This window comes from Streptomyces sp. NPDC102259, assembly GCF_044766465.1.
GTDB lineage: Bacteria > Actinomycetota > Actinomycetes > Streptomycetales > Streptomycetaceae > Streptomyces.
Genome location: NZ_JBIWMA010000008.1, coordinates 299,961 through 325,896, shown reverse-complemented (window position 1 = coordinate 325,896; position 25,936 = coordinate 299,961). Strand labels below are relative to the sequence as shown.

At 71.4% G+C, this 25,936-nt stretch carries 25 protein-coding genes; 10 read left to right on the top strand and 15 right to left on the bottom strand.

Going from position 1 to position 25,936, the window contains the following annotated elements:
• Positions 1-8 precede the first annotated feature (8 nt).
• A complete protein-coding gene (locus ACIRPU_RS21330) occupies positions 9-1,565 on the bottom strand; it encodes an FAD-binding oxidoreductase (RefSeq protein ID WP_403869430.1) in 1,557 nt (518 codons plus the stop codon).
• Between the two features lie 183 nt (positions 1,566-1,748).
• Positions 1,749-1,919: a hypothetical protein gene (locus tag ACIRPU_RS21325; RefSeq protein WP_355706145.1), complete on the bottom strand. Its 171-nt coding sequence runs from the start codon at positions 1,917-1,919 to the stop codon at positions 1,749-1,751.
• Positions 1,920-2,061: 142 nt separating this feature from the next.
• Between ACIRPU_RS21325 and ACIRPU_RS21320 the strand changes: the two genes are divergently transcribed.
• Both ACIRPU_RS21320 and ACIRPU_RS21315 read left to right on the top strand, forming a co-directional pair.
• Complete coding sequence (locus tag ACIRPU_RS21320; RefSeq protein WP_403869426.1) at positions 2,062-2,898, top strand: hypothetical protein; 837 nt, start codon at positions 2,062-2,064, stop codon at positions 2,896-2,898.
• A gap of 130 nt (positions 2,899-3,028) precedes the next feature.
• Positions 3,029-3,286, top strand: a complete 258-nt coding sequence (locus ACIRPU_RS21315; protein ID WP_403869514.1) for a hypothetical protein — start codon at positions 3,029-3,031, stop codon at positions 3,284-3,286.
• On the opposite strand, the gene ACIRPU_RS21310 is transcribed toward ACIRPU_RS21315, so the two are convergent.
• On the bottom strand, positions 3,287-3,637 hold the full coding sequence (locus ACIRPU_RS21310; RefSeq protein WP_355706143.1) for a metal-sensitive transcriptional regulator: 351 nt from the start codon (positions 3,635-3,637) through the stop codon (positions 3,287-3,289). It abuts the gene before it with no gap.
• A gap of 230 nt (positions 3,638-3,867) precedes the next feature.
• On the opposite strand from ACIRPU_RS21310, the gene ACIRPU_RS21305 reads away from it, so the two are divergent.
• Both ACIRPU_RS21305 and ACIRPU_RS21300 read left to right on the top strand, forming a co-directional pair.
• Complete coding sequence (locus tag ACIRPU_RS21305) at positions 3,868-4,488, top strand: DUF47 domain-containing protein (RefSeq protein ID WP_028807372.1); 621 nt, start codon at positions 3,868-3,870, stop codon at positions 4,486-4,488.
• A 7-nt stretch (positions 4,489-4,495) separates the two neighbouring features.
• The gene (locus ACIRPU_RS21300; RefSeq protein ID WP_385568063.1) at positions 4,496-5,494 is read left to right on the top strand and encodes an anion permease; all 999 of its coding nucleotides are present in this window, start codon (positions 4,496-4,498) and stop codon (positions 5,492-5,494) included.
• 205 nt (positions 5,495-5,699) lie between these two features.
• On the opposite strand, the gene pstB is transcribed toward ACIRPU_RS21300, so the two are convergent.
• The 11 genes from pstB to ACIRPU_RS21245 form a co-directional block, all read right to left on the bottom strand.
• Entirely contained in the window at positions 5,700-6,476 is a 777-nt protein-coding gene (gene pstB / locus ACIRPU_RS21295; RefSeq protein WP_355706141.1) for a phosphate ABC transporter ATP-binding protein PstB, read from the bottom strand.
• Between the two features lie 68 nt (positions 6,477-6,544).
• On the bottom strand, positions 6,545-7,609 hold the full coding sequence (gene pstA / locus ACIRPU_RS21290) for a phosphate ABC transporter permease PstA (RefSeq protein WP_403869421.1): 1,065 nt from the start codon (positions 7,607-7,609) through the stop codon (positions 6,545-6,547).
• Positions 7,606-8,625 (bottom strand): phosphate ABC transporter permease subunit PstC, encoded by a 1,020-nt coding sequence (pstC, locus tag ACIRPU_RS21285; protein ID WP_384121668.1) that lies wholly within the window; start codon positions 8,623-8,625, stop codon positions 7,606-7,608. Before pstC ends, pstA begins: the two co-directional genes overlap by 4 nt.
• A 142-nt stretch (positions 8,626-8,767) precedes the next feature.
• Positions 8,768-9,895 (bottom strand): phosphate ABC transporter substrate-binding protein PstS, encoded by a 1,128-nt coding sequence (gene pstS, locus ACIRPU_RS21280; RefSeq protein WP_355706138.1) that lies wholly within the window; start codon positions 9,893-9,895, stop codon positions 8,768-8,770.
• A 256-nt stretch (positions 9,896-10,151) separates the two neighbouring features.
• On the bottom strand, positions 10,152-10,583 hold the full coding sequence (locus ACIRPU_RS21275; protein ID WP_355706137.1) for an NUDIX hydrolase: 432 nt from the start codon (positions 10,581-10,583) through the stop codon (positions 10,152-10,154).
• 22 nt (positions 10,584-10,605) lie between these two features.
• Positions 10,606-11,709 carry a CHAD domain-containing protein gene (locus tag ACIRPU_RS21270; RefSeq protein ID WP_403869417.1) on the bottom strand — a complete coding sequence of 368 codons (1,104 nt, stop codon included), beginning with the start codon at positions 11,707-11,709 and terminating at the stop codon, positions 10,606-10,608.
• Positions 11,690-14,047, bottom strand: a complete 2,358-nt coding sequence (locus ACIRPU_RS21265; RefSeq protein ID WP_403869414.1) for an RNA degradosome polyphosphate kinase — start codon at positions 14,045-14,047, stop codon at positions 11,690-11,692. Before ACIRPU_RS21265 ends, ACIRPU_RS21270 begins: the two co-directional genes overlap by 20 nt.
• Before the next feature lie 310 nt (positions 14,048-14,357).
• Positions 14,358-15,380, bottom strand: a complete 1,023-nt coding sequence (locus ACIRPU_RS21260; RefSeq protein ID WP_403869411.1) for a hypothetical protein — start codon at positions 15,378-15,380, stop codon at positions 14,358-14,360.
• Positions 15,377-16,405, bottom strand: a complete 1,029-nt coding sequence (locus ACIRPU_RS21255; protein WP_403869408.1) for an ABC transporter permease — start codon at positions 16,403-16,405, stop codon at positions 15,377-15,379. Before ACIRPU_RS21255 ends, ACIRPU_RS21260 begins: the two co-directional genes overlap by 4 nt.
• Positions 16,402-17,331, bottom strand: coding sequence for an ABC transporter ATP-binding protein (locus ACIRPU_RS21250; RefSeq protein WP_403869405.1), 930 nt, complete (start codon positions 17,329-17,331; stop codon positions 16,402-16,404). Before ACIRPU_RS21250 ends, ACIRPU_RS21255 begins: the two co-directional genes overlap by 4 nt.
• On the bottom strand, positions 17,328-17,795 hold the full coding sequence (locus ACIRPU_RS21245) for a GntR family transcriptional regulator (protein ID WP_403869402.1): 468 nt from the start codon (positions 17,793-17,795) through the stop codon (positions 17,328-17,330). Before ACIRPU_RS21245 ends, ACIRPU_RS21250 begins: the two co-directional genes overlap by 4 nt.
• A 121-nt stretch (positions 17,796-17,916) precedes the next feature.
• Between ACIRPU_RS21245 and ACIRPU_RS21240 the strand changes: the two genes are divergently transcribed.
• The 5 genes from ACIRPU_RS21240 to ACIRPU_RS21220 all read left to right on the top strand — a co-directional run bounded on the left by ACIRPU_RS21240 (position 17,917) and on the right by ACIRPU_RS21220 (position 22,572).
• Entirely contained in the window at positions 17,917-18,468 is a 552-nt protein-coding gene (locus ACIRPU_RS21240) for an RNA polymerase sigma factor (protein ID WP_355706128.1), read from the top strand.
• A 67-nt stretch (positions 18,469-18,535) separates the two neighbouring features.
• Positions 18,536-19,378 carry a zf-HC2 domain-containing protein gene (locus ACIRPU_RS21235; RefSeq protein WP_403869399.1) on the top strand — a complete coding sequence of 281 codons (843 nt, stop codon included), beginning with the start codon at positions 18,536-18,538 and terminating at the stop codon, positions 19,376-19,378.
• A gap of 67 nt (positions 19,379-19,445) precedes the next feature.
• On the top strand, positions 19,446-20,324 hold the full coding sequence (locus ACIRPU_RS21230; protein WP_403869396.1) for an ABC transporter ATP-binding protein: 879 nt from the start codon (positions 19,446-19,448) through the stop codon (positions 20,322-20,324).
• Positions 20,321-21,871 (top strand): ABC transporter permease, encoded by a 1,551-nt coding sequence (locus ACIRPU_RS21225; protein WP_403869393.1) that lies wholly within the window; start codon positions 20,321-20,323, stop codon positions 21,869-21,871. The genes ACIRPU_RS21230 and ACIRPU_RS21225 overlap by 4 nt, the downstream gene beginning before the upstream one ends.
• Entirely contained in the window at positions 21,859-22,572 is a 714-nt protein-coding gene (locus ACIRPU_RS21220) for an ABC transporter (RefSeq protein WP_403869390.1), read from the top strand. Before ACIRPU_RS21225 ends, ACIRPU_RS21220 begins: the two co-directional genes overlap by 13 nt.
• Before the next feature lie 118 nt (positions 22,573-22,690).
• On the opposite strand, the gene mshD is transcribed toward ACIRPU_RS21220, so the two are convergent.
• On the bottom strand, positions 22,691-23,617 hold the full coding sequence (mshD, locus tag ACIRPU_RS21215) for a mycothiol synthase (RefSeq protein WP_403869387.1): 927 nt from the start codon (positions 23,615-23,617) through the stop codon (positions 22,691-22,693).
• 249 nt (positions 23,618-23,866) lie between these two features.
• Here mshD and ACIRPU_RS21210 point away from each other — a divergent pair, with 249 nt between their 5' ends.
• Positions 23,867-25,669 (top strand): bifunctional metallophosphatase/5'-nucleotidase, encoded by a 1,803-nt coding sequence (locus ACIRPU_RS21210; protein WP_403869384.1) that lies wholly within the window; start codon positions 23,867-23,869, stop codon positions 25,667-25,669.
• The last annotated feature ends 267 nt before the right edge of the window (positions 25,670-25,936 follow it).

Here is a 25,936-nt window from a genome sequence, read left to right as displayed (position 1 = left end):
GCAGTACGTCAGAGGGCCTGGGGGTAGCTGAAGAAGCCCTTCGGGTCGTACTGCTTCTTCAGCTGGGTCAGGCGCGGAAGCGCGTCGCCGTAGTACGCCTTGCGCCAGTTCGTGAGGGTCGGGTCCGCGTAGTTCTGGTAGGCCGCGCCCGAGGCGTACGGGGCCATCGTCTTGTGGGCCGTGGTCAGCCAGGACTGGGCCGCCGTGCCCGCCGTGCCGGCCCGCCAGGCCCCGATGTACTGCGCGAGCATGCGCGAGCGGCGGTGGACGAACGCCGTGGCCGTGGGCGAGACCCGGTTCACCGCGCCGCCCAGCGCGGTGAGGGCGATGCTGCCCGAGCCGCCCTGGACCGACTTCATCTGGGTGAGGAGGGTCTGGATGCCCGCCGCCGAGAGCGAGACGTCGAAGAAGTCCGAGCGGGCCGCGTACGTCTCCCGGCCCAGCGCGCCCTGCGGGGAGCGGCCCGGCGTCGAGCCCGGCAGATGGCACTGGGCGTCGGAGGAGAACGACGAGCAGCCGGCGTAGATCTCCATCGCCGCCTCGTACGTACGGCGACGGAGGGAGACGTTCGTCGCGGGGGCGCCCACCCGGTCCGCGAGGCGGTCGACCGCGTTCTGGAGCTGGCCGTACGTGCCGATGCAGAACGCGGCGACGGAGATGGTGGGGGTGCCGCCGGTGGCGTTCGCCAGATGGAGGGAGGACCAGATCTCGTCGGGCTGCGACGGGCCCCACTCCTGCCAGGCCTTCACCACCGCGGCCGCCTTCGACCAGGGCCAGGTGAGATAGCCGGTGACCGCCTGGGGCGCGGGGTGGGTCCTGAACTCCAGCTCCGTGACGATGCCGAAGTTGCCGTTGCCGGCTCCGCGCAGGGCCCAGAAGAGGTCCTTGTTCGTCGTCGCGTCGGCGGTGAGCTGCTTGCCGTCCGCGGTGATGATCGTGGCCCGGGTGAGGCTGTCGCAGGTCAGGCCGTAGGCGCGGGAGACGACGCCGTGGCCGCCGCCCAGCACCAGGCCGGAGACGCCGACCGTCGGGCAGGAGCCAGCCGGGATCGTCACGCCCTTCGCGGCGAGCGCCCGGTAGACGTCGATCAGTTTCGAACCCGCGCCGACCACGGCCGAAGTGCCGCTCGCCCGGACCCGGTTCAGCTTGGAGACGTCGACGATCAGCCGGCCGTCGCCCGAGGACCAGCCGCCGTAGGAGTGGCCGCCGTTGCGGATCGAGGCCTTGATCTTGTGGGCGCGCGCGTACGCCAGAACCGTGCGGATGTCGTCGGCGTGGGCGACGTACGCCACCGCCGCCGGCTTGAGGCTGTCGAAGCGGGTGTTGTAGAGCTGGCGGGCCGCGGCCCAGGAGGCCTCGCCGGGGCGGACCAGGGTGCCGTCCAGGTCGCGGGCGAGCGCGGCCCAGTTGGCGGGGGCGGCCACGCTGGTCGTGGTCAGCGGGGCCGTGGTGCCGTCCCCGGTGGCCGACGCGGAGGCGCCCGCACTGCCGCCGTTCGCCTTGCACGCGGTCGCTGCCGCCGCGACCGCGACCGTGCCGCCCGCGATGAACGTACGCCGTTCCATGTTCTTGCGCCTTCCCTCGGCCGCCCGTCGGCTTCATGCCGCCTCATGGAGCGAGACGGGGTCATGGGATCACAGGTTCCAGCGGGGTCCGGCGGTGACGGAACGGTGACGTCAGCCGGTCGGACGGTCGGTGCCGGTCGTTCGGTGTCGTTCGGTGTCGGTCGGTCGGTGTCGGACGGTCGGTCAGCCGCCCGTGTGCAGTTCCCCGTCCGCTCTCGCCATGCTTCTCGCCCTGCGGGCCGGTCCGCGCCAGCCGCAGGTGCAGCGGGCCAGGCAGAACCTGCCCTGTTCGACGGTCGTGGTGCTGTGTTCCCCGTCGGTACGGGGGCGGGTCGAGCCGTCCTGCTGAGTCACAAGGACAACGCTACCCAGGATCGGTGGTCAACCCGCATGGCGGTCGCAAGCCTTCGGACCGGCGTGACGGGGGCACCTACCCGTCGTTAACCGGAACGACAGCAAGCCTGTGACGGACGTACCGGTTGGGGGTGCACAGGCCATGGCGGAGCGGCGGCGCGGGCGGATGGGTGCGATGGTCCTTTCGGGGCTCATGGCTGGGGTCTGTGCGGGCGCCGCCGGGTGTTCCGTCGGCGGGGCCGCCGCCGAGGACGGCCGGGCGGCCGATCCCGTCGAGACGTTGCACCGGGCCGCCGACACCCTCGTCCGGGCGGGCACGTCGAAGGCCCGTACGTCGATGGAGATGGCCACCGGCGGGACCCGGGTGACCATCCGGGGCCAGGGTGTGTACGACTACCGCAAGCAGCGCGGCGAGCTGAAGGTGCTGCTGCCGCAGGATCCGGCCGGCACCCGTGAGCACCGTCCCATCACCGAACTCCTCGCGCCCGGCGCCCTGTTCATGAAGAACCGGGGGGCGGGTGTGCCGGACGACAAGTGGGTGCGGGTGGAGACGGCGGCCCTGTCCGACGGGAACCTCGTGACCGGCGGGGCCACCGATCCGTTCGCCGCCGCCGAGGTGCTGCGGGGGACGCGGACGGCGACGTACGTGGGGCGGACCGAGGTGGCGGGGACGGCGGTGCGGCACTACCGCGGGACCGCCGATCTGTCGGCGGCCGCCGACAAGGCGTCGGCGGACGGACGGGATGCGCTGCGGGCGGCGGCGAAAGGGTTCGCCACGGCGCGGGTGCCGTTCGACGTCTACCTCGACGACGACGGGCGCATCCGCAAGGTCCGGCACCGGTTCAGCTTCGTGAACGGGCAGCGGAAGGAGGTCGTCGCGGTGGCCTCCACGACCCTGTTGTACGACTTCGGGGCGCCCGTCGAGGTACGGCTGCCGGCCGCCGACGACATCTACGCGGGGCGGATCGCGGTGGAATGAGCCGGTGCCGGGTGGGCCGGGACGGGCATTTTCGGCCACCGGGTGGACACAAGGACTAGCCCGTCCGTGCCATGCGCGCGGTGTATAGCGCTCCCTACTCTAGGAAGTCGGTGACGGCAGGGACGAGGTGATGCGCGTGGCTCCGGGCGGCGGTACGGCAGTTCAGGACCACGAGGCCCTCGCCGAGATCGAACTGTGCGGGGAGCTGATCATCGCCGCCTCGGCGGCCGGGGAGGAACGGCTCAGTCTCGAGAGCATCGACCAGGTGCTGCGGGTGGGGGAGGAGCGGGCGGGGGGCGACTCCTCCGGGACGGGGTCCGGAGCCGGAACCGGGAGCGGCACCGGCACCGGGCGCGGTCCCGGGCACGGGGCGGGTGCGGGGCGCTGATCAGGTGCGCAGCAGGCGGCCGATGGCCTTCGTCGCCTCTTCCACCTTCGCGTCGATCTCGTCGCCGCCCCTGAGGGCCGCGTCGGCGACGCAGTGGCGCAGGTGCTCCTCCAGGAGCTGGAGCGCGAACGACTGCAGGGCCTTGGTGGAGGCCGACACCTGGGTGAGTATGTCGATGCAGTAGGTGTCCTCGTCGACCATGCGCTGGAGGCCGCGGATCTGGCCCTCGATACGGCGCAGGCGTTTGAGGTGTTCGTCCTTCTGCTTGTGGTAGCCGTGGACCGTCCCGGGCGCGTGGTCCGGTTCGACGCCGGGTGCGGCGGTGGGGCCGCCGGCCTCTGTGGTCGTCATCGTGTCCTCCAGCGCTCCGGCTCCGCACATATACCCCTACCGGGTATATCGTACCCAACTTCGGTGGGTATACGGCCCGAGCAGGGACTTCGCCGGTCGGACGGCTGTCGGTCGCCCCCCTCCCGGTGTGTCTGTCCGATGGGCGACACTGGTGTACGGCCCATTAGCCGTGGCCGGATGATGCGCCTAGCATCAGCCTGACCGAAACCGATGCATCCTGAGGACCCCACGTGCGCTTTCGTCTGACCCCCAGGGAGACGAGCTTCTACGACATGTTCGCCGCATCCGCGGACAACATCGTCACGGGCTCGAAACTCCTGATGGAACTGCTCGGGGCGGACCCCGCCGGCCGGGCCGAGATCGCAGAGCGTATGCGGGCCGCGGAACACGCAGGTGACGACGCCACGCATGCGATCTTCCACCAGCTGAACTCCTCGTTCATCACGCCGTTCGACCGTGAGGACATCTACAACCTCGCGTCCTCCCTCGACGACATCATGGACTTCATGGAGGAGGCCGTCGACCTGGTCGTCCTCTACAACGTCGAGGAACTGCCCAAGGGCGTGGAGCAGCAGATCGAGGTGCTGTCGCGGGCGGCCGAGCTGACGGCCGAGGCCATGCCGAACCTGCGGACCATGGAGAACCTCACCGAGTACTGGATCGAGGTCAACCGGCTCGAGAACCAGGCCGACCAGATCCACCGCAAGCTGCTCGCGCATCTCTTCAACGGCAAGTACGAGGCCATCGAGGTGCTCAAGCTGAAGCAGATCGTGGATGTGCTGGAGGAGGCCGCCGACGCCTTCGAGCACGTGGCCAACACGGTGGAGACCATCGCGGTCAAGGAGTCCTGAGCACTTAATGGACACCTTTGCTCTGATCGTGACCATTGGCGTCGCGCTCGGATTCACTTACACGAACGGCTTTCACGACTCCGCGAACGCTATTGCCACATCCGTTTCGACTCGGGCGCTGACGCCTCGGGCGGCGCTGGCCATGGCCGCGGTGATGAACCTCGCCGGAGCGTTCCTCGGGAGTGGGGTCGCGCACACCGTCAGCAAGGGGCTCATCGAGACGCCCGAGGGGTCGAAGGGGATGGGGATCCTCTTCGCCGCGCTGATCGGGGCGATCGTCTGGAACCTTGTCACCTGGTACTTCGGGCTGCCCTCGTCCTCCTCGCACGCGTTGTTCGGTGGCATGGTGGGCGCGGCGCTCGCCGGTGGCACGGAGGTCATCTGGTCCGGCGTCCTCGAGAAGGTCGTCATTCCGATGTTCGTCTCGCCGGTCGTGGGGCTGGTGGCCGGCTACCTGGTGATGACGGCCATCCTGTGGATGTTCCGCCGGGCCAACCCGCACAAGGCCAAGCGGGGCTTCCGGATCGCCCAGACGGTCTCGGCCGCGGGCATGGCGCTGGGGCATGGTCTCCAGGACGCGCAGAAGACGATGGGCATCGTCGTGATGGCGCTCGTCATCGGCGATGTGCAGGGGGCCGACGATCCCATTCCGGTGTGGGTGAAGATCGCTTGTGCGGTGATGCTCTCGCTGGGGACGTACGCGGGTGGGTGGCGCATCATGCGGACCCTCGGGCGGAAGATCATCGAGCTTGATCCGCCGCAGGGGTTCGCCGCGGAGACGACCGGGGCGTCGATCATGTTCACCACGGCGTTCCTGTTCAAGGCGCCGATCTCGACGACGCATGTGATCACCTCGGCGATCATGGGCGTCGGGGCGACCAAGCGGATCAACGCCGTGCGGTGGGGTGTCGCCAAGAACATCGTCCTGGGGTGGTTCATCACGATGCCCGCGGCGGGGCTTGTCGCCGCGTGCGCGTTCTGGGTCGTGAACGTGGCGTTCCTCTAGGGGGTCCTGCCCCCACCCGTCCGCCCGACTCGGTGAGGAGAGCGTCCCCGTCACGGGGCTTCGCCCTCGCCGCAGCCCCGCATCCCGCATCCCCGGTTCAGGTGTCGCAGACACGTGTGGGCCCGCCCTCCGGATCGGAGGGCGGGCCCTTTGCGTCCTCGCGGTGGCACCGCCATGCAGCACCGCGAGGGGTCGGGGGGCTCGGTCAGCCGAAGCGGCCCGAGATGTAGTCCTCCGTCGCCTGGACCGACGGGTTGGAGAAGATGCGCTCCGTGTCGTCGATCTCGATGAGCTTGCCGGGCTGGCCGACGGCGGACAGGTTGAAGAAGGCCGTGCGGTCCGAGACGCGCGCCGCCTGCTGCATGTTGTGCGTCACGATGACGATCGTGAAGCGTTCCTTGAGCTCGCCGATCAGGTCCTCGATCGCCAGGGTGGAGATCGGGTCCAGGGCCGAGCAGGGCTCGTCCATCAGGAGGACCTTCGGCTCCACGGCGATGGCGCGTGCGATGCACAGCCGCTGCTGCTGGCCGCCGGACAGGCCCGAGCCGGGCTTGTTGAGGCGGTCCTTGACCTCGTTCCAGAGGTTCGCGCCCTTGAGGGACTTCTCGACGACGTCCGCCAGTTCGCTCTTCTTGTACGAGCCGTTCAGCCGCAGGCCCGCCGCCACGTTGTCGAAGATCGACATGGTGGGGAACGGGTTCGGGCGCTGGAAGACCATGCCGACCTCACGGCGGACCGAGACGGGGTCCACGCCCGCGGCGTACAGGTCCTCGTCGTCCAGGAGCACCTTGCCCTCGACCCGGCCGCCCGCCGTCACCTCGTGCATACGGTTCAGCGTGCGCAGGAACGTCGACTTGCCGCAGCCGGAGGGGCCGATGAAGGCCGTCACCGAGCGCGGTTCGACCGTCATCGAGATGTCCTCGATCGCCTTGTGGGATCCGTAGTAGGCGGTGAGACCGCTTACGTCGATTCGCTTCGCCATTTTCTCTACTTCACTTCCAGTCAGTTCGCTGAGGGGGCCCCGTGCGGCGGTAGCCGCGGATCGCTGCTTCAGCGACCGGTCTTCGGGGCCTTCCAGCGGGCGAGGCCGCGGGCCACGAGGTTCAGGATCATCACGAAGGCGATCAGGGTGAGCGACGCCGCCCAGGCGCGGTCGTAGGCCGCTGTCGAACCCGCGCTCTGTGAGTACTGCTGGTAGATGTACAGCGGCAGCGACGCCTGCGCACCCTCGAAGGGGTTCGCGTTGATGAACGGGTTTCCGAAGACGAGGAGGAGCACCGGCGCCGTTTCGCCCGCGATACGGGCGATCGCCAGCATCACGCCCGTGATGATGCCGCCGATCGAGGTCGGTACTACCACCTTCAGGATCGTGCGCCACTTCGGGACGCCCAGGGCGAGGGACGCCTCGCGCAGCTCGTTCGGGACCAGCTTCAGCATTTCCTCTGTAGAGCGTACGACGACCGGCATCATCAGGATCGCCAGGGCGAGGGAGCCCGCGAAGCCGAAGGGCTGCATGTCGAACATCAGCATCAGACTGAGGATGAACAGGCCGGCGACGATCGACGGGATGCCGGTCATGACGTCCACGAAGAACGTGACCGACTTCGCCAGGGCGCCCCGGCCGTACTCGACCAGGTAGATCGCCGTCAGGATGCCGATCGGGGCGCCGATCGCGGTCGCCAGGCCCACCTGCTCCAGGCTGCCGAGGATGGCGTGGTAGATGCCGCCGCCCGGCTCGCTGTCCGCCACCACGCCCATGGAGTGGGTGAGGAAGAAGACGTCCAGGACCTTCACGCCGCGCTGGATCGTCGTCCAGAGCAGGGAGACCAGCGGGACCACGGCCAGGATGAACGCCACCCAGACCAGGCTGGTCGCCACTCGGTCCTTCGCCTGGCGGCGGCCTTCCACCTTCGCGGCGATGCCGAAGGTGCCGAAGATGAAGAACACTCCGGCGATCAGGCCCCACTGGATCTTGCTGTCCAGGCCGCCGGCGAGGCCGATCGCTATCGCGAGGACGAGCGAACCGGCTGCGATGGCCCAGGGGGACCAGCGCGGGAGGCTGGCGCCTTGGAGCGTGCTCGGGGACTTGTCGGCTACTGCTGCTGCGTGGCTCATGCGTTGGCCCCCGAGTACTCACTGCGGCGGGCGATGATCATGCGTGCCGCGCCGTTGACCAGCAGGGTGATGACGAACAGGACCAGACCGGAGGCGATGAGCGCGTCCCGGCCGAACTCCGTCGCCTCGTTGAACTTGCTGGCGATGTTCTGGGCGAAGGTGCCGCCGCCGGGGTTGAGGAGGCTGGCGTGGATGTCGAAGTCGGGGGAGAGGACGGTGGCCACCGCCATCGTCTCGCCCAGCGCGCGGCCGAGGCCGAGCATCGAGGCCGAGATGACTCCGGAGCGGCCGAAGGGGATCACCGACATGCGGATGACCTCCCAGCGGGTGGCGCCCAGCGCCAGGGCCGCCTCCTCGTGCATCTGCGGGACCTGGCGGAAGACCTCGCGGCTGACGTTGGTGATGACCGGGAGGATCATCACGGCCAGCAGGATGCCCACCGTGAGCATCGAGCGCGGGGCGCCGTCGTCCCAGGAGAAGACGCCGGTCCAGCCCAGGTAGTGGTTCAGCCAGCCGAACAGGCCGTCCATGTGCGGTACGAGGACCAGGGCGCCCCAGAGGCCGTACACGATGGACGGGACGGCGGCGAGCAGGTCGATCACGTACGAGACCGGGCCGCTCATGCGGCGCGGGGCGTAGTGGGTGATGAAGAGGGCGATCGCGACGGCGATCGGGACCGCGATGACCATCGCGATGATCGACGAGACCACCGTGCCGAAGGCCAGGACCGCGATGCCGAACTTCGGCGGGACGAGGCCGGTGTTCCACTCGAAGGTGGTGAGGAAGTTGGCGTCGTCCTTGCTGATGGCGAGGTAGGCCCGGTAGGTGAGGAAGACCGCGATCGCGGCCATGATCACCAAAAGGAAGATGCCCGAGCCGCGGGAGAGGGCGAGGAAGATCCGGTCACCGGGTCGGGTGGCGCCGCGCGCCGCGCGCTTCTGCTCGGCGTTCACGGCCGGCGGGGCGGTGGGCGGAGGGGTGTCGTCCGTGTCTGTGTTGTGTGTCGATATGTCCATGGAGGTCTCCGGTCTGCGGAGCCGCCTGCGGGTGTGGGGGCGGCTCGGGTGGGGCCGGGTTGTGGTCGGCCCCTGGCGGCGGTGCACCGGACGGGTGCGGTCCGGACCGGGTTTCCCCCGGCGCCGGACCGCACCACTGGGATCAGCTCAGGCCCTCGATGGTGGTGCGGACCTTGGCGATGATGGAGTCGGGGATCGGCGCGTAGTCGATGCCCGAGAGGATGCCCTGGCCGTCCTCGCTGGCGATGTAGCGCAGGAACGCCTTGGTGGCCGGCAGGGTGGCGGCCTTGTTGCCCTTGTCGCAGGCGATCTCGTACGTGACCAGGGTGAGCGGGTAGGCGCCCTCGGCCTTGGTGTTGTAGTCCAGCTTCAGCGACAGGTCGCTGCCGGTGCCGACGACCTGCGCGGCGGCGACGGCCTTGGTGGCGCCGTCGGAGGAGGCCTTGACCGGGGCCGAGGCGCCCGTGTCGACGGCGACGGTGCCCAGACCGTCCTTGGCGTACGACAGCTCCATGTAGCCGATGGCGCCGTTGGTCTGCTTGACGCCCTGGGCGACACCGGAGGAGCCGGCCGCGGCCTGGCCGCCCTTGGCCTGCCAGGCCTTGCCGCCCTCGTACTTCCAGTTGTCCGGGGTGGCGGCGATCAGGTACTTGGTGAAGTTGTCCGTGGTGCCGGACTCGTCCGAGCGGTGGTACGGCTGGATCTTCAGGTCGGGCAGCGTCGCGTCGGGGTTGAGCTTGGCGATCGCGGCGTCGTTCCAGTTGGTGATCTTGCCGTCGAAGATCTTGGCGATCGTCGCGGCGTCCAGCGTCAGGCTGTCCACGCCCGAGACGTTGAAGGCGACGGCGATCGGGCCGGCCACCATCGGCAGGTCGATGCCCTGGCCGCCGGAGCAGACCGACTTGGAGGCGGTGACGTCCTCCGGCTTGAGCGCGGAGTCCGAGCCGGCGAAGGCGACCTGGCCCTGCGTGAACGCGGTGACACCGGCGCCCGAGCCGGAGCCCTTGTAGTTCACCTGGACGCCCGAGCAGGCCTGCGTGAAGTTCTTGACCCACGCGTCGATCGCGTTCTTCTGCGCGGAGGAGCCGTCGGCGAGGAGCTGGCCCTTGGCGTCGTCACACTTGATGGATCCGGCGGCCGCGGTGGCGGAGGAGCTGCTGCCGCTGCTGGAGCCGGTGTCGTCGGAGCCGCACGCCGTGAGGGCCAGGGCGCCGGAGACGGCGAGAGCACCGAGGGAGAGAGCCCGCCGGTTCATGCGCTGAAGCTTCACTTGGGGAAGATCCTTCCAGGAGCCGCCGTCCTGAATCCGGCGGCGTGCGGAGTATGCAGAAGTCTGCTCGGCACGGACACGACCACTCGGGTCGCGCGCCGCACCGCGTAAGGCCGAAATTAGGCAGATCAGGTGAAGGCGCCTACGGGCGCGGGTGAACGGGGGGTGAACCCCTGGCGGCGGTGCGGTTAGGTCACGGAACGCTTACGTCGAGGACACGAGGCGATTCCGGCGACCGGCCGGTTCCGCCCACCCGTTATGCCAGGTGCAGGACGTGCAGCAGGGCGTCCACGAGCGTGCGGTCCCTCGGCTGGGTGAGCCGGTCGCGGGCGGCCGGCGGAGGGAGCCAGAGGAGACGGTCCACCTCGTCGTTCGGGGCGAACGCGCCGGACACCGCCTCGGCCGCCCAGTACCGGACCTGCTTGGGGCGGCCGTTCGCCTCGTAGTCCATGGTCGGCAGCCGGGTACCGGGCGCGGCCCGGTAGCCCGTCTCCTCCTGGACCTCCCGCAGGGCCGCCGCGAGCGGGTCCTCGTCACGTTTCAGCTTGCCCTTGGGGTGTGACCAGTCGTCGTACTTGGGGCGGTGGACGAGACAGAGCTCCAGCCCGCCGTCCGCAGGAGAGCGGCGCCACAGCACACAGCCCGCCGCCTGGACGGGGACGCCGTCGAGGTTGTCCGCGGTGCTCACCTGGTCCTCACCACCTGTCCGGTCAGGGTGCGCCGATGGTCTGCTTCTGCCACGCCCGCTGGAACGCGTACCGCGCCGCCTCCACCTCATGCCTCTGGTCGGCGTGCAGCACGCCGAGCGCGTACGCCGTCGCGGGCGCGATACGGGGGGTGCGGGCCGCCTGGGCCGCGGCGGAGGACGCCTCCGAGGCGTCACGGTGCCGGTCGAGGGCTTCGCCCGCCGCGAGCAGGCGGACGTCCAGCGGGGCGCTCCGGCCGTGCACGACCTCGCAGGCGTAGCGGTGCAGCCGCAGCAGCAGCCGGACCTGGTGCCAGGGCGCGTCCTGCGGGTGCGGGGCCGGGTCCGGGGAGAGGCCGTGGGTCAGGGCCTCCGCGTTGTACGGGCTGCCCGCGGTGACGAGCGGCAGCGCGGTGACCGCGTCGGCGAGGCGTTCCTCGGCCGCCCTGGCCAGGGGGCGCAGATCGGTGGCGGGGGCGGCGGAGGTGAGCAGGACCTCGCTGGCGAGGACGGCGACCTTGTCGGCGACGGCGTGGAAGCGGGAGGAGCCGAGGGCCTGGAGGGCGGTGGAGTGGGCCCGGGTGCGGGCGAGGGTGAGCTGCCGGTCCAGCAGCGCGCCCGCCTTCGCCGCGCCCACGGTGAGGTTGCCGCGGTCCGGGGTCGCCGGGTGGGCGGCGGCCCGGCCGTCCGCGTTCGGGCCCGCAGGACCGGCCGGCTGGCTGGGTACCGGCGCCGAGCCCGACAGCCGGTTCAGCGCCAGCAGCAGCCGCTCCAGGCGGGCCCCGTACGCCTGCTCCAGGGCCAACGTGCCGGACAGCCATGCCAGTTCGGGGCGGATCCCCTCCGCCCACTCGGGCTCGAGGAGCGGGCGGAAGGTGTGCAGGCTGCCGCTGATCCGACGGGCCGAGCGGCGCAGGGCGCGCACCGCGTCGACGCGCACCTCCGCGCTCGCCGCACCGCCCGTGGAGGCGCTCGACGAGCCGTTCGACACGGCGCCGCCCGTCTCCCGGTGCAGGCGCAGCGCGCGGAGGAACTCCGTGGCCTGGCCCCGGAGATAGCCCGCGAGGGCGTCCCCGGTGGTCACGGGCCCGGCCGCGCGGTCCGTCAGGTCATGGTGTCGCTGTGCCACGCCGGCGCCTCCGCGCGTCTATGAGCATCTCCTGGACGTTGCGCAGGGGCGCGCCGTCCGCGTCGTGCGAGTGCCGGATCCACTCGCCGTCCGGGCCGAGGTGCCAGGAGGCGGTGGAGTCGGACATGCCTGTTTCCAGGAACCGGTTCAGGGTCGCCCGGTGGGCCGGGTCGGTGACCCTGACCAGGGCCTCGATACGGCGGTCGAGGTTGCGGTGCATCATGTCGGCGCTGCCGATCCAGACCTCGGGCTCCCCGCCGTTGCCGAACCCGAAGACCCGGGAGTGCTCCAGGAAACGGCCGAGGATGGAGCGGACCCGGATGTTGTCCGACAGGCCCGGCACGCCCGGGCGCACCGCGCAGATGCCGCGCACCCACACGTCGACCGGCACGCCCGCCTGGGACGCGCGGTAGAGGGAGTCGATGAGGGCCTCGTCGACGATCGAGTTGACCTTGATGCGGACGTGCGCGGGCCGTCCGGCGCGGTGGTGCTGGATCTCCTTGTCGATGCGGGCGATCAGACCGTCACGCAGGGACTTTGGGGCGACGAGGAGACGGCGGTAGGTCTCGCGGCGGGAGTAGCCGGAGAGCCGGTTGAAGAGGTCGGAGAGGTCCGCGCCGACCTGCGGGTCGGCGGTGAGCAGGCCGAGGTCCTCGTAGAGCCGGGCCGTCTTCGGGTGGTAGTTGCCGGTGCCGACGTGGCAGTAGCGCCGTAGCGTGTCGCCTTCCTGACGGACCACCAGCGACAGCTTGCAGTGCGTCTTCAGGCCGACGAGGCCGTAGACGACGTGGCAGCCGGCCTCCTCCAGCTTGCGCGCCCACTTGATGTTGGCGTGCTCGTCGAAGCGGGCCTTGATCTCGACCAGGACGAGGACCTGCTTGCCGGACTCGGCGGCCTCGATGAGCGCGTCGACTATCGGGGAGTCGCCCGAGGTCCGGTACAGGGTCTGCTTGATGGCGAGGACGTCCGGGTCCAGCGCCGCCTGCTCCAGGAACGCCTGCACGGACGTCGAGAAGGAGTCGTACGGGTGGTGCAGCAGGACGTCCCGGCTGCGCAGGGCCGCGAAGATGTCCGGCGGGGACGCCGACTCGACCTCGGCGAGATCGCGGTGGGTGCCGGCGATGAACTTCTTGTACTTCAGCTCGGGGCGGTCGAGGCCGCTGATGCGGAAGAGACCGGTGAGGTCGAGGGGGCCCGGCAGCGGGTAGACCTCGGCCTCGCTGATCTTCAGCTCGCGCACCAGCAGGTCGAGCACCTCGCGGTCGATCGACTCCTCGACCTCCAGCCGCACCGGCGGCCCGAAGCGGCGCCGCATGAGCTCCTTCTCCAGGGCCTGGAGGAGGTTCTCGGCGTCGTCCTCCTCGACCTCGAGGTCCTCGTTGCGGGTGAGCCGGAAGGCGTGGTGCTCCAGGACCTCCATGCCCGGGAAGAGCTCCTCCAGGTGTGCGCCGATGACGTCCTCGATGGGGACGTACCGGCCGGGGGAGCTCTCCAGGAAGCGGGACAGCAGCGGCGGCACCTTGACGCGCGCGAAGTGCTTGTGGCCGCTGACCGGGTTGCGCACGACGACCGCGAGGTTGAGCGAGAGACCCGAGATGTACGGGAAGGGGTGCGCGGGGTCGACGGCGAGCGGGGTCAGCACCGGGAAGATCTGGTGCCGGAAGAGCGTGAACAGGCGCGCCTGCTCCTTCTCCGTCAGCTCGCCCCAGCGGACCAGGTGGATGCCCTCCTCCGCGAGGGCGGGGGCGATGTCCTCGTGGTAGGTCGCGGCGTGCCGGGCCATGAGCTCGCGCGAGCGGGCCCAGATCATCTCCAGCACCTCGCGCGGCTGGAGGCCGGAGGCCGAACGGGTGGCGACCCCGGTGGCGATACGGCGCTTCAGACCGGCCACCCGGACCATGAAGAACTCGTCCAGGTTGCTGGCGAAGATGGCCAGGAAGTTGGCCCGCTCGAGGAGGGGTGTGTTCGGGTCCTCGGCGAGTTCCAGAACGCGCTCGTTGAACGCGAGCCAGCTGCGTTCCCGGTCGAGGAAGCGTCCCTGCGGCAGCTGTGGGCCGTCGTACGGCGCCTCCTCGTACGTGTCGAGGTCGGCGTCGATGTCGGGCTCGAGGTCGGAGACCACGGCGGAGACGGTGTGGGGGCGGTGCGCGGCTATGGATCCCACGGAGGGCTGCGCGTGCTGGATCTCGGCATGGGCGTCTGACTGGCTCATGGACCCATTCTTCCGCGCCAGGAGCGTGACAGGCGCGTCGGAACGTGCGGGCGGGATCGCGTGGGGACCTCCGTGGGGCTGATTTCCCTCGGGAGGCGGCGAAGGCTCGGGCACGGCGGGCTTCATTCGCCGAGCGTCGCAAGGTCGTCTGAACCGATGGTTACGGCGACATGGCGTGCGGGATATCGGGGGGCGGCTCGCGGGGGTCGATGTGGTGGAGCGGCGGGCGGTGGGCGGTGGGACGGACGCCCCGCACACGGCGGGCTCGGGCTGCGCGCGGTGTGCGGGCGCGTGCCGCGGGGTGTGCGGCTGGGGATGGCCGCGGGGGGTGCGCCGCGGGGGGGGGGGGGGGGGGGGCCGCCCCCCCCCCCCCCCCCCCGCCCCCCCCCCCCCCCCCCCCGGGTCCGGCGGCCGGAAGAGGCCGGAAGGGGCCGGATCAGGCCGCGGAGGCGATGGCCGTGCGGCGGCGCAGGAGCAAGAACGCGGCGGCGGTGGCGAGGGCGGCGACGGTCAGGACGACGCCGGTCTCCACGAGCTGGAGCGGCCAGTAGTGCGACTCGGGGTGGTAGGTCGTGTAGGAGCCGGTGATGCCCAGGTCGTCGAGGCAGCGCCGTGCTTCCGCGGCTGTGCCGTCGCAGGTCCAGTAGCTGATGTCCGGGGTGCGCCGTCCGTGGATCAGCACACCGTTCTCCAGGTCCCAGGTGTTCTCCGGAAGGGCGACCTCGTCCGTCGTGGAGGTGCGGGTGACGGCGGGCCAGAAGGAGTCGCGGTACTGCGCCACGACGAAGGCGAGCAGCCCGGTCGTGGCGACGGAGACGGCCAGTGCGGGCAGTGCGCGACGCAGCAGCAGCGCGGTGAGCACGCCGAAGGCGAGCGCGCAGAGGCCGTACGCGAGGCCGGCCGGGCCGCGTGACAGGTACGCGTCGTCGCCCATCCACCCGTTGTACGTCAGGTTCTGGTGGGCGCCCCAGGCCCAGCGGTACACCAGGACCAGCACGGTGACGCCGGCGGTCAGGGCGAGCGCGGGGACGGCGAGCTTGGCGGTGAGCCAGCGGGCGGGGGTGATGCCCTGGGCCCAGGCGAGGCGCGCGGTGCCGTTCTCCAGCTCGCGGCCGATCAGCGGGCCGCCCGCGAAGGCGGCGACGCCGAGGAAGCAGTAGGAGATCAGCAGGCCGATCCAGCCGAGCGACTCGCTGTAGCCGACCCAGCCGATCGTCATGTCGCACAGGTCCTGGCCCGCACGCTCACAGGCCTCCCACTCCGCGAGCTGTTCCTTGGCGGCGAACTCGGTGAGCCACACCAGCCAGCCGCTCAGGGCCAGTACGGCGCTCGTCCAGACGAGGAGGGCGGTGCGGTGCAGGCGCAGCACGGTGCGGACGGTGCCCCAGGCGGTACGGCCGTCCGCGCCGCTGCGGCGGGCCGGTCCGGCGGGCGCCTCCCCGGCGGCGACGGCGGTCATACGGCGGCCTCCGATCCGACGCGCGCGGGGGTCGCGGTCGAGCGCCTGAGCAGGACGAACGCGGCCACGGCGAGGGCGGCGGCCACGGCCAGCACGAGGGCGGTCGTAGTCAGCTGGAGCGGCCAGAAGTGGGACTCCGGGTGGTAGGTCGTGTAGAAGCCGGTGGCGTCGAGGTCGGAGTAGACCTTCGCGCAGCCGCCGAGGACGGCGGTCGGCCCGCAGCCGGGGTCGGCGATGTGCGCGCCGGTGGAGGTGACCAGGCCCGAGTCGACACCGAGGCCCGAGCTCCGGTAGCCGTCGGCCAGGCTGCTGACCTGGGTGACGGCCGGCCACAGGTGCGGCATGGCCAGGTCGGCCAGGATTCGTATGGCGCCGACGACGCCGAGAGCGAGCGCCAGCGCGGGCAGCGTACGGCGCAGCAGCAGGCCCGCGAGGGCGCCGCCGGCCAGGCCGGTGAGGGCGAAGGCGACGGTGGTGGGGCCGTTGGTGTGCAGGGTGAGGTTGGCGTACCAGGAGTCGGCGGTGTCGATGCGGCCGTCGCCCGCCGTCCACATCACGCGGTGCAGCGCGACCAGCAGGCCGGTGCCCGCGGTGACCAGGACCGCGGGCACGATCAGCTTGGTGGCCAGCCAGCGGGTCGGGGACAGGCTCTGCGTCCAGGCGAGCTGCGCGGTGCCGTGCTCCAGCTCGCGGCCGAACAGCGCGGCGCCCGCCCAGGCGGCGACGACGAAGGGGAGAGCGGTCAGCGCGCCGGTCGTGTACGCGTACACGTCTTTGTAGCGGACGATCGAATCCTGGTCGTAGCGGCAGGAACCGCCGTCGTTGCAGGCCTTGTTGTACTCCCGCCAGGCCGCGGCCGACGCGTCGGTCAGCGGACCCCCCAGCCACAGAAGTCCGACGGCGAGGACGGCGACGGCACCGATCCAGATGTACAGGGCGGGCCGGTGCAGACGGAGCAGCCAGCCCGGACCGGGGGCGGCCGTGGTGGTCACCGAGCGAGTGGGCGACGGGGCGAGGTCGGTCATACGGCGGCCTCCTCGGGCTCGGCCGGGGTGAGCGGGGCGGCCTGCGGGTTGCGCAGATAGGCGAGGACGAGTTCCTCCAGGGAGGGCGTCGAGGTGCGCCAGTCGTCGGAGAGCGGGCCCGCGGGGCGCACCAGGGCGGTGAACTGACGGCCGGTGACCCGGGACTCGACGACCGTGTGGGGGGCCAGGTCCGGGGAGACGTCCGAAGTGCCGCCCGGCGGGATGGGCCGGGCGGAGTCCGCGGTGGTGCTCACGCGCGTGTGGGCGGCGAGCAGGTCGTCGATCTCACCGGCGAGGCGCACCCGGCCGCCGCCGACCAGCAGCAGGTGGTCGCAGGAGTCCTCCAGCTCGGCGACCACGTGCGACGACATCACGATCGTCGTGCCGTACTGCGCCGCCCGTGCCATCAGGGTGCCCATCAGCTCGTGCCGGGCCAGCGGGTCGAGGTCGGCCATCGGCTCGTCGAGGAGGAGCAGCTCGGGCCGCTTGCCGAGGGCCAGGGCGAGCGCGACGCGGGTGCGCTGGCCGCCGGAGAGGGCGCGGATCTTCTTCCCGGGGTCGAGATCGCCCGCGGAGACGATCCGCTCGGCGGTCTCGGCGTCCCAGCGACCCGGGTTGAGGTCGGCGCCCACGCGCAGGGTCTCGGCGACGGAGAGTTGGGGGTACAGCGGCTTGTCCTGGGCGACGTAAGCGACACGCGCGCGTGCGGACGCGGGATCCGTGCCGAGGACGGTGACCCTGCCCTCGGTGGGGGCCAGCAGGCCCGCGGCCAGGGCGAGGAGCGTGGACTTGCCCGCGCCGTTGGGGCCTACCACGGCACAGACGCGCCCGGCGGGGAGGCGGAACGTGCAGTCGCGCAGCGCCCAGCCCCCGCGTCGGCCGAAGCGCTTGCCGAGCGCGGTTGCCGCCATGGCGGTGTCGGTCATGAGGGGTCTCCAGGATTCAGGCCGTGCCGGTCGTGCCGGTCGTGCGGGTCGGTTCGGCTGTGCCGGTCGGTTCGGCCGTTCGGGTCCGGTGCGGCGAAGTGCTCGTCGAGTACGGCGGTGAAGAGCGCGGCCACGTCGTCGCGGTCCAGCGCGGCCTCCCGGGCCCGGACGGCCCAGGCGTCCAGTTCCGCGCGCAGGGGCGAGTCGGCGGGGGTGGTGTTCAGCCCGCGCCGCACGAAGGTGCCGACGCCGCGCCGGGCCTCCACCAGCCCGTCGCGCTCCAGTTCGCGGTACGCCTTCAGCACGGTGTTCGGGTTGATGGCGGTCGCCTCGACGACCTCGCGGGCGGTGGGCAGTTTGTCGCCGGGCTCGAGCACGCCCAGGCGCAGGGCCTGCTTCGTCTGCTGGACGATCTGGACGTAGGTGGCCACGCCGCTGTGCCGGTCGATGCGGTATTCGACCACTGGACAACCACCCTTTCACTAATTGAGTAGTGAAAGGGTGGTGCAAGGTGGTGCGTGAAGTCAAGAAAAAATCGTGCGGCGAACCGTGAACCGATCGGCGGGGCCCGTCCGATGAGGAGATGTGAGCGAAACGAGAAGCGACGGGGAGCTGCTGCGGGCCATCGCGGCGGACCGGGACCGTCACGCCTTCGAGGAGCTGTACCGGCGGTACGCACCCTGGCTGACCGCGCGCCTGCGCGGCCGCTGCGCCGACGCCGGGATAGTCGACGACGTCGTGCAGGAGACCTTCCTCGCGGTGTGGCGCGGAACCGCCCGCCACCGCCAGGAGGGCTTCTCCGACGACGCCGCCGGCTGGCTGTGGCGCATCGGCTCACGGCGTCTGGTCGACGCCGTGCGCGGGGACGGGGCGCGCGGCCGACTGCGCCAGGCGCTGTACCGGCTGCGCCACCGCGACGAGGCCTCGGCGGAGGAACGCGTGCTCGCGGGGGTGGAGCACGGGGACCTCGCCGGGGCCCTCACCCGCCTCTCGCCGGAGCTGCGGGCGGTCCTCCAGGCGACCGTCATCGACGGGCTCACCACCCGGGAGGCGGCCGTTCTGCTCGGCATCCCGCCCGGCACCGTCAAGACGCGGGCCCAGCGTGCCCGCAAGCAACTGCGGGAGGCGCTGGCATGAGGCGGTACGTGTGCGGAGTGGACCTGCGCGGGCGCGCGGGCGACGGACAGTCGAGGGAGGTCGTGGCATGACGTGGCACGTTGCTGAAGAGGATCTGCGGGCCTACGCGCACGGCGAGTTGACGCCGCCGCTGCTCTGGTCCGCCGACACCCACCTCACCGGGTGCGCACAGTGCCGGGCCCGGCTCGCGGGGACCACCGACCCCGTCGCACTGGACGCCGGCTGGGAGCGGCTGGACGCCGAACTGGACGCGCCGCGACAGGGCCTGCTCGAGCGGCTGCTGGTGCGGCTCGGTGTGGCAGACCACACCGCGCGGCTGCTGACGGCGACCCCGGTACTGCGCCGCTCCTGGCTCCTGTCGGTGCTGTTCCTCCTGGTCATGACGGTGCTGGCGGTGCGGGTGGCGGATCAGCCCGCGCTGTTCCTCGCGCTCGCCCCGCTGCTCCCGCTCGCCGGAGTCGCCCTGTCGTACGGCCCGTCCCTGGACCCGACGTACGAGATGGCCGTCGTCGCCCCGCTGCACGGCTTCCGGCTGCTGATGATCCGCACGGTCGCGGTACTCACCGCGGGCCTGGCGTTCAACGGCCTGGCGACGCTGGCGCTGCCGGGGTACGGGCTGCTGGCCCTGGCCTGGCTGCTGCCCGCCCTCGCCCTCATCACGACGGGACTCGCGCTGACCGCCCGGCTGGGTCCGGTCGTCGCGCCCGCCCTGGTCGGCGGCGCGTGGGTGACGCTGCTGATGGTGGCGAAGAGCCAGGAGCACGCGCACGACACGCTCGCCCCGTTCACGGTGGCCGGTCAGTCGGCCGCGGCGGCCGTGGCGGCCCTCGCCGCTCTCCTGCTCTACCAGGCCCGTGACCGCTTCGACGCGCGCCCGCTGGGCGGCTTCCCGGACGGCGGGACCGTGTGACGCGGCCGGCCGCCCCCACGGCCCCCGCCCCGGCCCCGCCCGCCCACCGGACTTCCAGGAGCTCCACATGACCACCGCTTCCACCGGCCCCGCCGACCTGACGGCCACCGACCTCACCCTGCGGTTCGGCGGGACCCGCGCCCTCGACGGCGTCTCGCTGCGGCTGACGCACGGCGTCACCGGCCTGCTCGGCCCCAACGGCGCAGGAAAGACCACCCTGTTGCGGGTGCTGGCCACGGCCGTGCCGCCCGACGGGGGCGCGTTCACGGCCCTCGGGCACGACCCCGGCACCGCGGCCGGCCGCCTAGCCCTGCGCCGCACGCTCGGCTATCTGCCCCAGACCCCCGGCTTCCACCCGGAGTTCACGGCCTTCGAGTTCGTCGACTACGTGGCCATCCTGAAGGAGCTGACCGACCGCGGCGCCCGGCTGCGCGAGGTGCGGCGCGTCCTGGAGGCCGTCGACCTCTCGGAGGTGCGCGGCACACGCATCAAGCGGCTGTCCGGTGGCATGCGGCAGCGCGTCGCCCTGGCCGCCGCGCTCGTCGGCGACCCCGGCTTCCTGGTGCTGGACGAGCCGACCGTCGGCCTCGACCCCGAACAGCGCATGCGCTTCCGCGAGTTGATCGCCCAGGCCGGCGAGGGCCGCACGGTACTGCTGTCCACCCACCAGACGGAGGACGTGGCGATGCTCTGCCACCGCGTCGTGGTGCTGGCCCAGGGCCGCGTCCGCTTCGAGGGCACCCCGGCCGACCTGACCGCCCGCGCGGCCGGCCGGGTCTGGAGCGGCACGGAACGCGACCCGAACGCGTTGGCGGGCTGGCGCACCGGCACCGGCAGCTTCCGTAACATCGGCGATCCGCCGACCGGCGCCGCACTCCTCGAGCCCACCCTCGAGGACGGCTACCTGCTCGCCCTCGACGGCGAGAGCGCGGAGGCGGCGGCGTGACCACCACGACCCCGACGATCCCGGAACCCGCCACGCTCACCGAGCCGCCGCGCGAGGGCCGCCGCACCGGCGCCGTCCTCGCCCTCGCCCGCTTCGAGACCCGCGAACTGCTCCAGCAGATCCCGGTGCTGTTCTTCTTCGCCCTGTACGTCGTCCTCGTCGCCCTGCGGCTGATGAGCAAGGACGGCATGGACGACTTCCCCGTCCTCAACACGATCGACCGCCGCACCCAGGCGGCGCCGCTGCTGTTCGCCCTCGCCCTGTTCATCTGCGCCAACGCGGCCGCGCTGCGCTCGCGGAAGCACGGCACGGTGCAGCAGTTCGGGGTTCTGGCCATGGAACCCTGGCGGCGCACCCTCGCCCATGTGCTGTCCGTGATCCCCTACGCGGGGCTCACCGCGCTCGTCGTCGCGGCCGAGTACACCCGGGAGGCGCTGAAGCCCGGGGCGATCGGCCACGGCTCCTTCGGGGAGCTGGCCGTCGGACCGCTGAGCGTCCTGCTGGCAGGCATCACGGGCGTGCTGTTGGCCCGGCTGCTGCCCTCCTCCTTCGTGCCCATACTGTTCGTCATCGCCGTGTATGTGCTCGGCATCCTGGTCTCCGGACTCATCGACGTCCGCCAGGAGTGGGTGGGCTGGCTCGACCCGATCCAGTTCTTCTCGTCCAGCGGCGGCGACCCGGTCCCCTCCGACCTGCTGGGCCGCCCGGCCGGCTGGCACGCCCTGTACGTGACGGGCCTGTGCGCCGTGCTGACCTGCGCGGCCCTGCTGGTCGCCGGCGGCCGTACCCGAGCCGTCAAGGCGGCGACCGCGCTCGCCCTCGCGGCCACCGCGGCAGGTGTGGTCGGCCAGATCCCCCGCGACACGGCGTCCCTGGACGCGGCGCGCAGGACGGCGTCCCACTCCCCGGAGAAGGTCCAGTCGTGCACGACGCACGACGGCTCGTCGTACTGCTCGTTCCCCGAGTGGAGCGGTGTACGGGACGACTGGGCGGAGGTCGTCGACCGGGTCAGGTCCGGGGCCGGCGGCGCGGCGGCGGAGACCGGGCTGACGGTCCGTCAGCGCATCTACACGGACGGCGGAGTGGAGATCGACGGCGCCCTGGACTCCTCCACCACTCCGGGTGAGGTGACGGTCGGCACGCGCTGGGGCGGCAACCGCGTCCCCGAGTTCGCGGTCGGTGTCGCCACGGTCCTGGTGGGGGGCTCGGAGGACGTGACGACCGAGCCGATGTGCGACGCCCGCGCGGTGACCATCATGTGGCTGGTCCTGGGCAACGACCCCACCCCGACGGCCACCTTCCAGAACGTACGGCTGGACGACAGCACCACCGGCTCGGGCGTGGTCCTGGCCCCGACGAACGGACTGAGCCTGTCGGGCGCGCAGACGACGGTCATCACGGAACTGCTGGACCAGCCGCGTGCCGAGATGACGGCCCGGGTCAAGGCCCACTGGACGGAGCTGACGTCCGCGAAGACGACGACCGCTCAGGCCGCGAAGCTGCTGGGCGTCGAGGTGCCGAAGGAGGCGGATCCGTGCGGGGAGTAGCGCGAGCGGAATCGACGAGGGTCCCGCCGGACCTGCTGCGGTCCCTGGTGCCGCCGGTGTGGCGCAGCCTTCCCTGGCGGGCGCTGACCATGGCCGGCGGGCTGGGCCTGTTGCTCGCCGGCGCCACCCGGCTGCCGGACCACGCTCCGGACGCCGAACTGGGGCGGCTGGTCCTGCGCCTCACCGCTCTCACCGGCGCACTGGGTCTGGCCTTCCTGCTGGACGACCCGGCCCGCAACACCACGGCGACGACACCGGTGGGCCGCCCGCGGCGCACCGTGCTGCGGCTGGCCGTCGTCGCCCCCCTGTGGGCCCTGTGGTGGACGGCGGTCCTGCTCCTGACCCCTGCCCCGACCCGCCCCGCACTCGGCCCGGCCACGCTCGAGGCCGCGGGGATGGCCGGCGCCGCCCTCGCCCTCGCGACGATCGCCGTCCGCTTCACACAGACGGCGGAGGTGGGCAGGGGCGCGGCGATCTGGCTGGGGACGGCGGCCGCGGTGGCGGTCCTGGTCCCGAACCGGTGGGGCCTGCTCGGCGCGTCCCAGGATCCCTACTGGGCGGCGACGCAGATGAGATGGGCGGTGGTGCTGGGGGCGACGGTCGCGTTGAGCGTGCTGTGGACACCGGAGCCGCTGCGGGGCCGACCCCGCAGACACGGGTCGGACCGGCTCAGCCCGACCGGGTGCAGTCTCTCCGGATGAGCCCGAGGCCGCCGCTGGCGCCCTGCGGCCCGGAGGCCCCGAGGCCCTGACGTCCCGCAGGTCTCGCAGACCCCCCAGGTCGCAGACTGGCCCCAGAACCCGGCTCCCCTTGCCCGGCTCACGTCTCCGTTCGGTACATCAGGTCCGTCTCGTGGGTGATGAACCCCAGCCTCTCGTACACCGACACCGCGGCCTTGTTGTCGGCGTCGACGTACAGCATCGCCGTGGGCAGGCCCTGCGCCGCGAGGTGCCGCAGGCCGATCGTCGTGAGCGACTTGCCGAGGCCGCCTCCCTGCGCGCCGGGGGCGACACCGAGGACGTACACCTCACCGAGCTGCTCCTCGGCGTGCACCTTCGTCCAGTGGAAGCCGACGAGCTGCTCGCCGCGGAAGGCGAGGAAGAAGCCGGCGGGGTCGAACCAGGGCTCGGACCTGCGGGCGTCGAGGTCGCGCTGGGTGAGGGAGCCCTGCTCGGGATGGTGGGCGAAGGCGGCGGCGTTGACGGCGAGCCAGGCGGCGTCGTCCTTCCCGGGGACGAAGGCACGGACGGTCACGCCCTCGGGCAGCACCGGCTCGGGCAGCTCGAGGTCGGTCAACGGCCGCCGCATCTGGCGCAGTTCGCGGAACAGGGCGAGTCCCAGGACCTGGGCGAGGTGCCGGGCGGCGGAGTGACCGCCGTGGGCCCACACCCGCAGCCGCTTGCCGGAGGCGGCGAGCAGGGCGGAGCCGAGCGCTCGGCCGTGTCCGTGGCCGCGGTGCGAGGGGTGGACGACCAGTTCGGCGGCGGGCGCCTCGACCGGATCGGTGTCCTCCAGCTGGGCGTAGCCGACGAGTTCGTCGCCGAGGTTGAGGACCAGGTGGGAGATGCCTTCGCGGGCGCCTCCGCGCAGCTGTAGGCGGCCCTGTTCGGACACCGCCTGCTGGCCGTCCGTCCGGGCGGCCTCCGCGAGCAGTTCGAGGACGGCCCCGGTCTGTTCGGGGGAGAGCTCGGAGTGGGTCTCGATGGATCGGGAGCCGGGGATCCGTGCGATGTCGTCGCTGGTCATGCGTACGAGGGTAAGGGGCGGGCCGCACAAAGTGGCGGCAAGGGGAAAGGCGGAAGGCCGCCGTCCGGAAAGGCAAAGCAGAGGGTAAGCGGAGGACAAAGGGAAACCAGGATGTAACCAAGAACCCCCTGTCGCGCTACGCGCGTTGACCCTAGGCTGCGCCGGACGGGGCCACTTCCTCATACGTCTCTCAGGGCCGGTCGGGCCCGGGGGACGCAGACGCCACAGGCAGACACCTCAGGGGGGCGCATGCCAGCCACTTCCCAGCCGCATCCGAACGGCAGACGTCGTACGTACCGTCTTCTCGCCGCCGCCGCGGGTCTCGCCACCGCAGGTGCGATGGCCGCCGCGCTCCCGGCGGACGCCCATGACGCCAAGCACTCCAAGCCGCTGCCGAGCCGCTACCAGGATGTGCAGTTGCTGTCCTTCAACGACCTGCACGGCAACCTCGAGCCCCCGTCCGGCTCCTCCGGCCGGGTCACGGAACTCCAGGCGGACGGCACCACGAAGACGATCGACGCGGGCGGTGTGGAGTACCTCGCCACGCACCTGCGCGAGGCCCGCAAGAACAACGCGTACTCGGTCACCGCGGCCGGCGGCGACATGGTCGGCGCCTCTCCGCTGATCTCGGGTCTGTTCCACGACGAACCCACCATCGAGGCGCTGAACAAGCTCGACCTGGACGTCACGTCGGTCGGCAACCACGAGTTCGACGAGGGCGCCAAGGAGCTGGCCCGGCTCCAGAACGGCGGCTGCCACCCGACGGCCGGCTGCTACACGGACAAGAGGTTCAAGGGGGCCGACTTCCCGTACCTGGCGGCCAACGTCCTGAACGAGAAGTCCGGCAAGCCGATCCTCCAGCCGTACTTCGTCTGGAAGAAGAAGGACGTCAAGATCGGCTTCATCGGCGTGACGCTGGAGGACACTCCGGGTGTGGTGTCCGCCGAGGGCGTCAAGGGCCTGAAGTTCAAGGACGAGGTCGAGACGATCAACAAGTACGCCAAGGTGCTGCAGAAGCAGGGCGTGAAGTCGATCGTGGCGCTGATCCACGAGGGCGGTCTGCCGGCCTCGGGCGCCTACAACTACAACTGTGACTCCGCGGGCGCGGGCGCCGGCATCTCCGGCCCGATCGTCGACATCGCGAAGAACGTCACGCCCGCGGTGGACGCGCTGGTGACGGGCCACACGCACGCCGCGTACGCGTGCACGATCCCGGACCCGTCGGGCAAGCCGCGCACGGTCACCTCGGCCGCGTCCTTCGGCCGTCTGTACACGGACACCACGCTGACGTACGACCGCTTCACCGGTGACATCGCGCGCACGGCGGTCAAGTCGGCGAACCACGTGGTCACCCGGACCGTCGCCAAGGCGCCGGACATGACCGAGCTGATCACCAAGTGGAACACCCTGGCGGCCCCTGTCGGCAACCGGGCGATCGGCTACATCTCCGCGGACGTGCCCAGCACGGGCACCGAGTCCCCGATGGGCGACCTGATCGCGGACGCCCAGCTCTGGTACGGCAAGGCGCTCGACCCGGAGACGGACCTCGCGCTGATGAACCCGGGCGGCGTCCGGGCGGGCCTCACCTACGCGGCCAAGGGCAGTGAGGGCGACGGCGTGGTGACCTACGCCGAGGGCTTCACCGTCCAGCCGTTCTCCAACACCGTGAACCTCCAGGACTTCACCGGCGCCCAGCTGATCCAGGTCCTCAAGGAGCAGGTGAGCGGGACGAACGCGAGCGCGCCGAAGATCCTTCAGCCGTCCGCCAACCTGACGTACACGCTGGACCTGACGAAGAGCGGCGCCGACCGTGTCGTCACGGACTCCATCAAGCTGAACGGCGCGGCGATCGACCCGGCCGCCACCTACCGTGTCTCCACGAACAGCTTCCTCGCGGGCGGCGGCGACGGCTTCACCACGCTGGGCCAGGGCACGAACGACCTGGTCGGCGTCGACGACCTGAGCGCCCTGGAGCAGTACCTGCTCGCCAACTCCTCGGCCGCGGGCCCGATCGCCCCGCCGACGGCGAACCGGATCGCGATCGTGCAGTAACCCTGTCGGCAGACAGCGAAGAGGCGGCCCCGTCACCGACGGGGCCGCCTCTTCGTATTAAAACCTGTGTGAGTTCTCCATTGGTTCCCGTTGTCGCCTGAAAACTCATCTCAGCCGCAATTCATCGAGGTCTCAGCGGAATTGGCTTTTTCCGGCGCTGGTGTCCCGTAGTGTTTGCCATGTCGAAAGCGAACGACGCGAAAGCGAACAGAGCGAACGACATAAAGGCCAGAAGTGTGGACGACACAAGGAGAACGCCATGAGCTT

Coding starts and splice junctions, on each gene's coding strand:
- ACIRPU_RS21260 (WP_403869411.1), bottom strand. CDS start 15,380: ATGACCGCCGTCGCCGCCGGGGAGGCGCCCGCCGGACCGGCCCGCCGC.
- ACIRPU_RS21300 (WP_385568063.1), top strand. CDS start 4,496: ATGGACACCTTTGCTCTGATCGTGACCATTGGCGTCGCGCTCGGATTC.
- pstA (WP_403869421.1), bottom strand. CDS start 7,609: ATGAGCCACGCAGCAGCAGTAGCCGACAAGTCCCCGAGCACGCTCCAA.
- ACIRPU_RS21250 (WP_403869405.1), bottom strand. CDS start 17,331: ATGACCGACACCGCCATGGCGGCAACCGCGCTCGGCAAGCGCTTCGGC.
- ACIRPU_RS21330 (WP_403869430.1), bottom strand. CDS start 1,565: ATGGAACGGCGTACGTTCATCGCGGGCGGCACGGTCGCGGTCGCGGCG.
- pstC (WP_384121668.1), bottom strand. CDS start 8,625: ATGGACATATCGACACACAACACAGACACGGACGACACCCCTCCGCCC.
- ACIRPU_RS21265 (WP_403869414.1), bottom strand. CDS start 14,047: ATGAAGCCCGCCGTGCCCGAGCCTTCGCCGCCTCCCGAGGGAAATCAG.
- ACIRPU_RS21310 (WP_355706143.1), bottom strand. CDS start 3,637: ATGACGACCACAGAGGCCGGCGGCCCCACCGCCGCACCCGGCGTCGAA.
- ACIRPU_RS21315 (WP_403869514.1), top strand. CDS start 3,029: ATGCGCGTGGCTCCGGGCGGCGGTACGGCAGTTCAGGACCACGAGGCC.
- ACIRPU_RS21210 (WP_403869384.1), top strand. CDS start 23,867: ATGCCAGCCACTTCCCAGCCGCATCCGAACGGCAGACGTCGTACGTAC.
- ACIRPU_RS21320 (WP_403869426.1), top strand. CDS start 2,062: ATGGCGGAGCGGCGGCGCGGGCGGATGGGTGCGATGGTCCTTTCGGGG.
- ACIRPU_RS21230 (WP_403869396.1), top strand. CDS start 19,446: ATGACCACCGCTTCCACCGGCCCCGCCGACCTGACGGCCACCGACCTC.
- ACIRPU_RS21255 (WP_403869408.1), bottom strand. CDS start 16,405: ATGACCGACCTCGCCCCGTCGCCCACTCGCTCGGTGACCACCACGGCC.
- pstB (WP_355706141.1), bottom strand. CDS start 6,476: ATGGCGAAGCGAATCGACGTAAGCGGTCTCACCGCCTACTACGGATCC.
- ACIRPU_RS21235 (WP_403869399.1), top strand. CDS start 18,536: ATGACGTGGCACGTTGCTGAAGAGGATCTGCGGGCCTACGCGCACGGC.
- mshD (WP_403869387.1), bottom strand. CDS start 23,617: ATGACCAGCGACGACATCGCACGGATCCCCGGCTCCCGATCCATCGAG.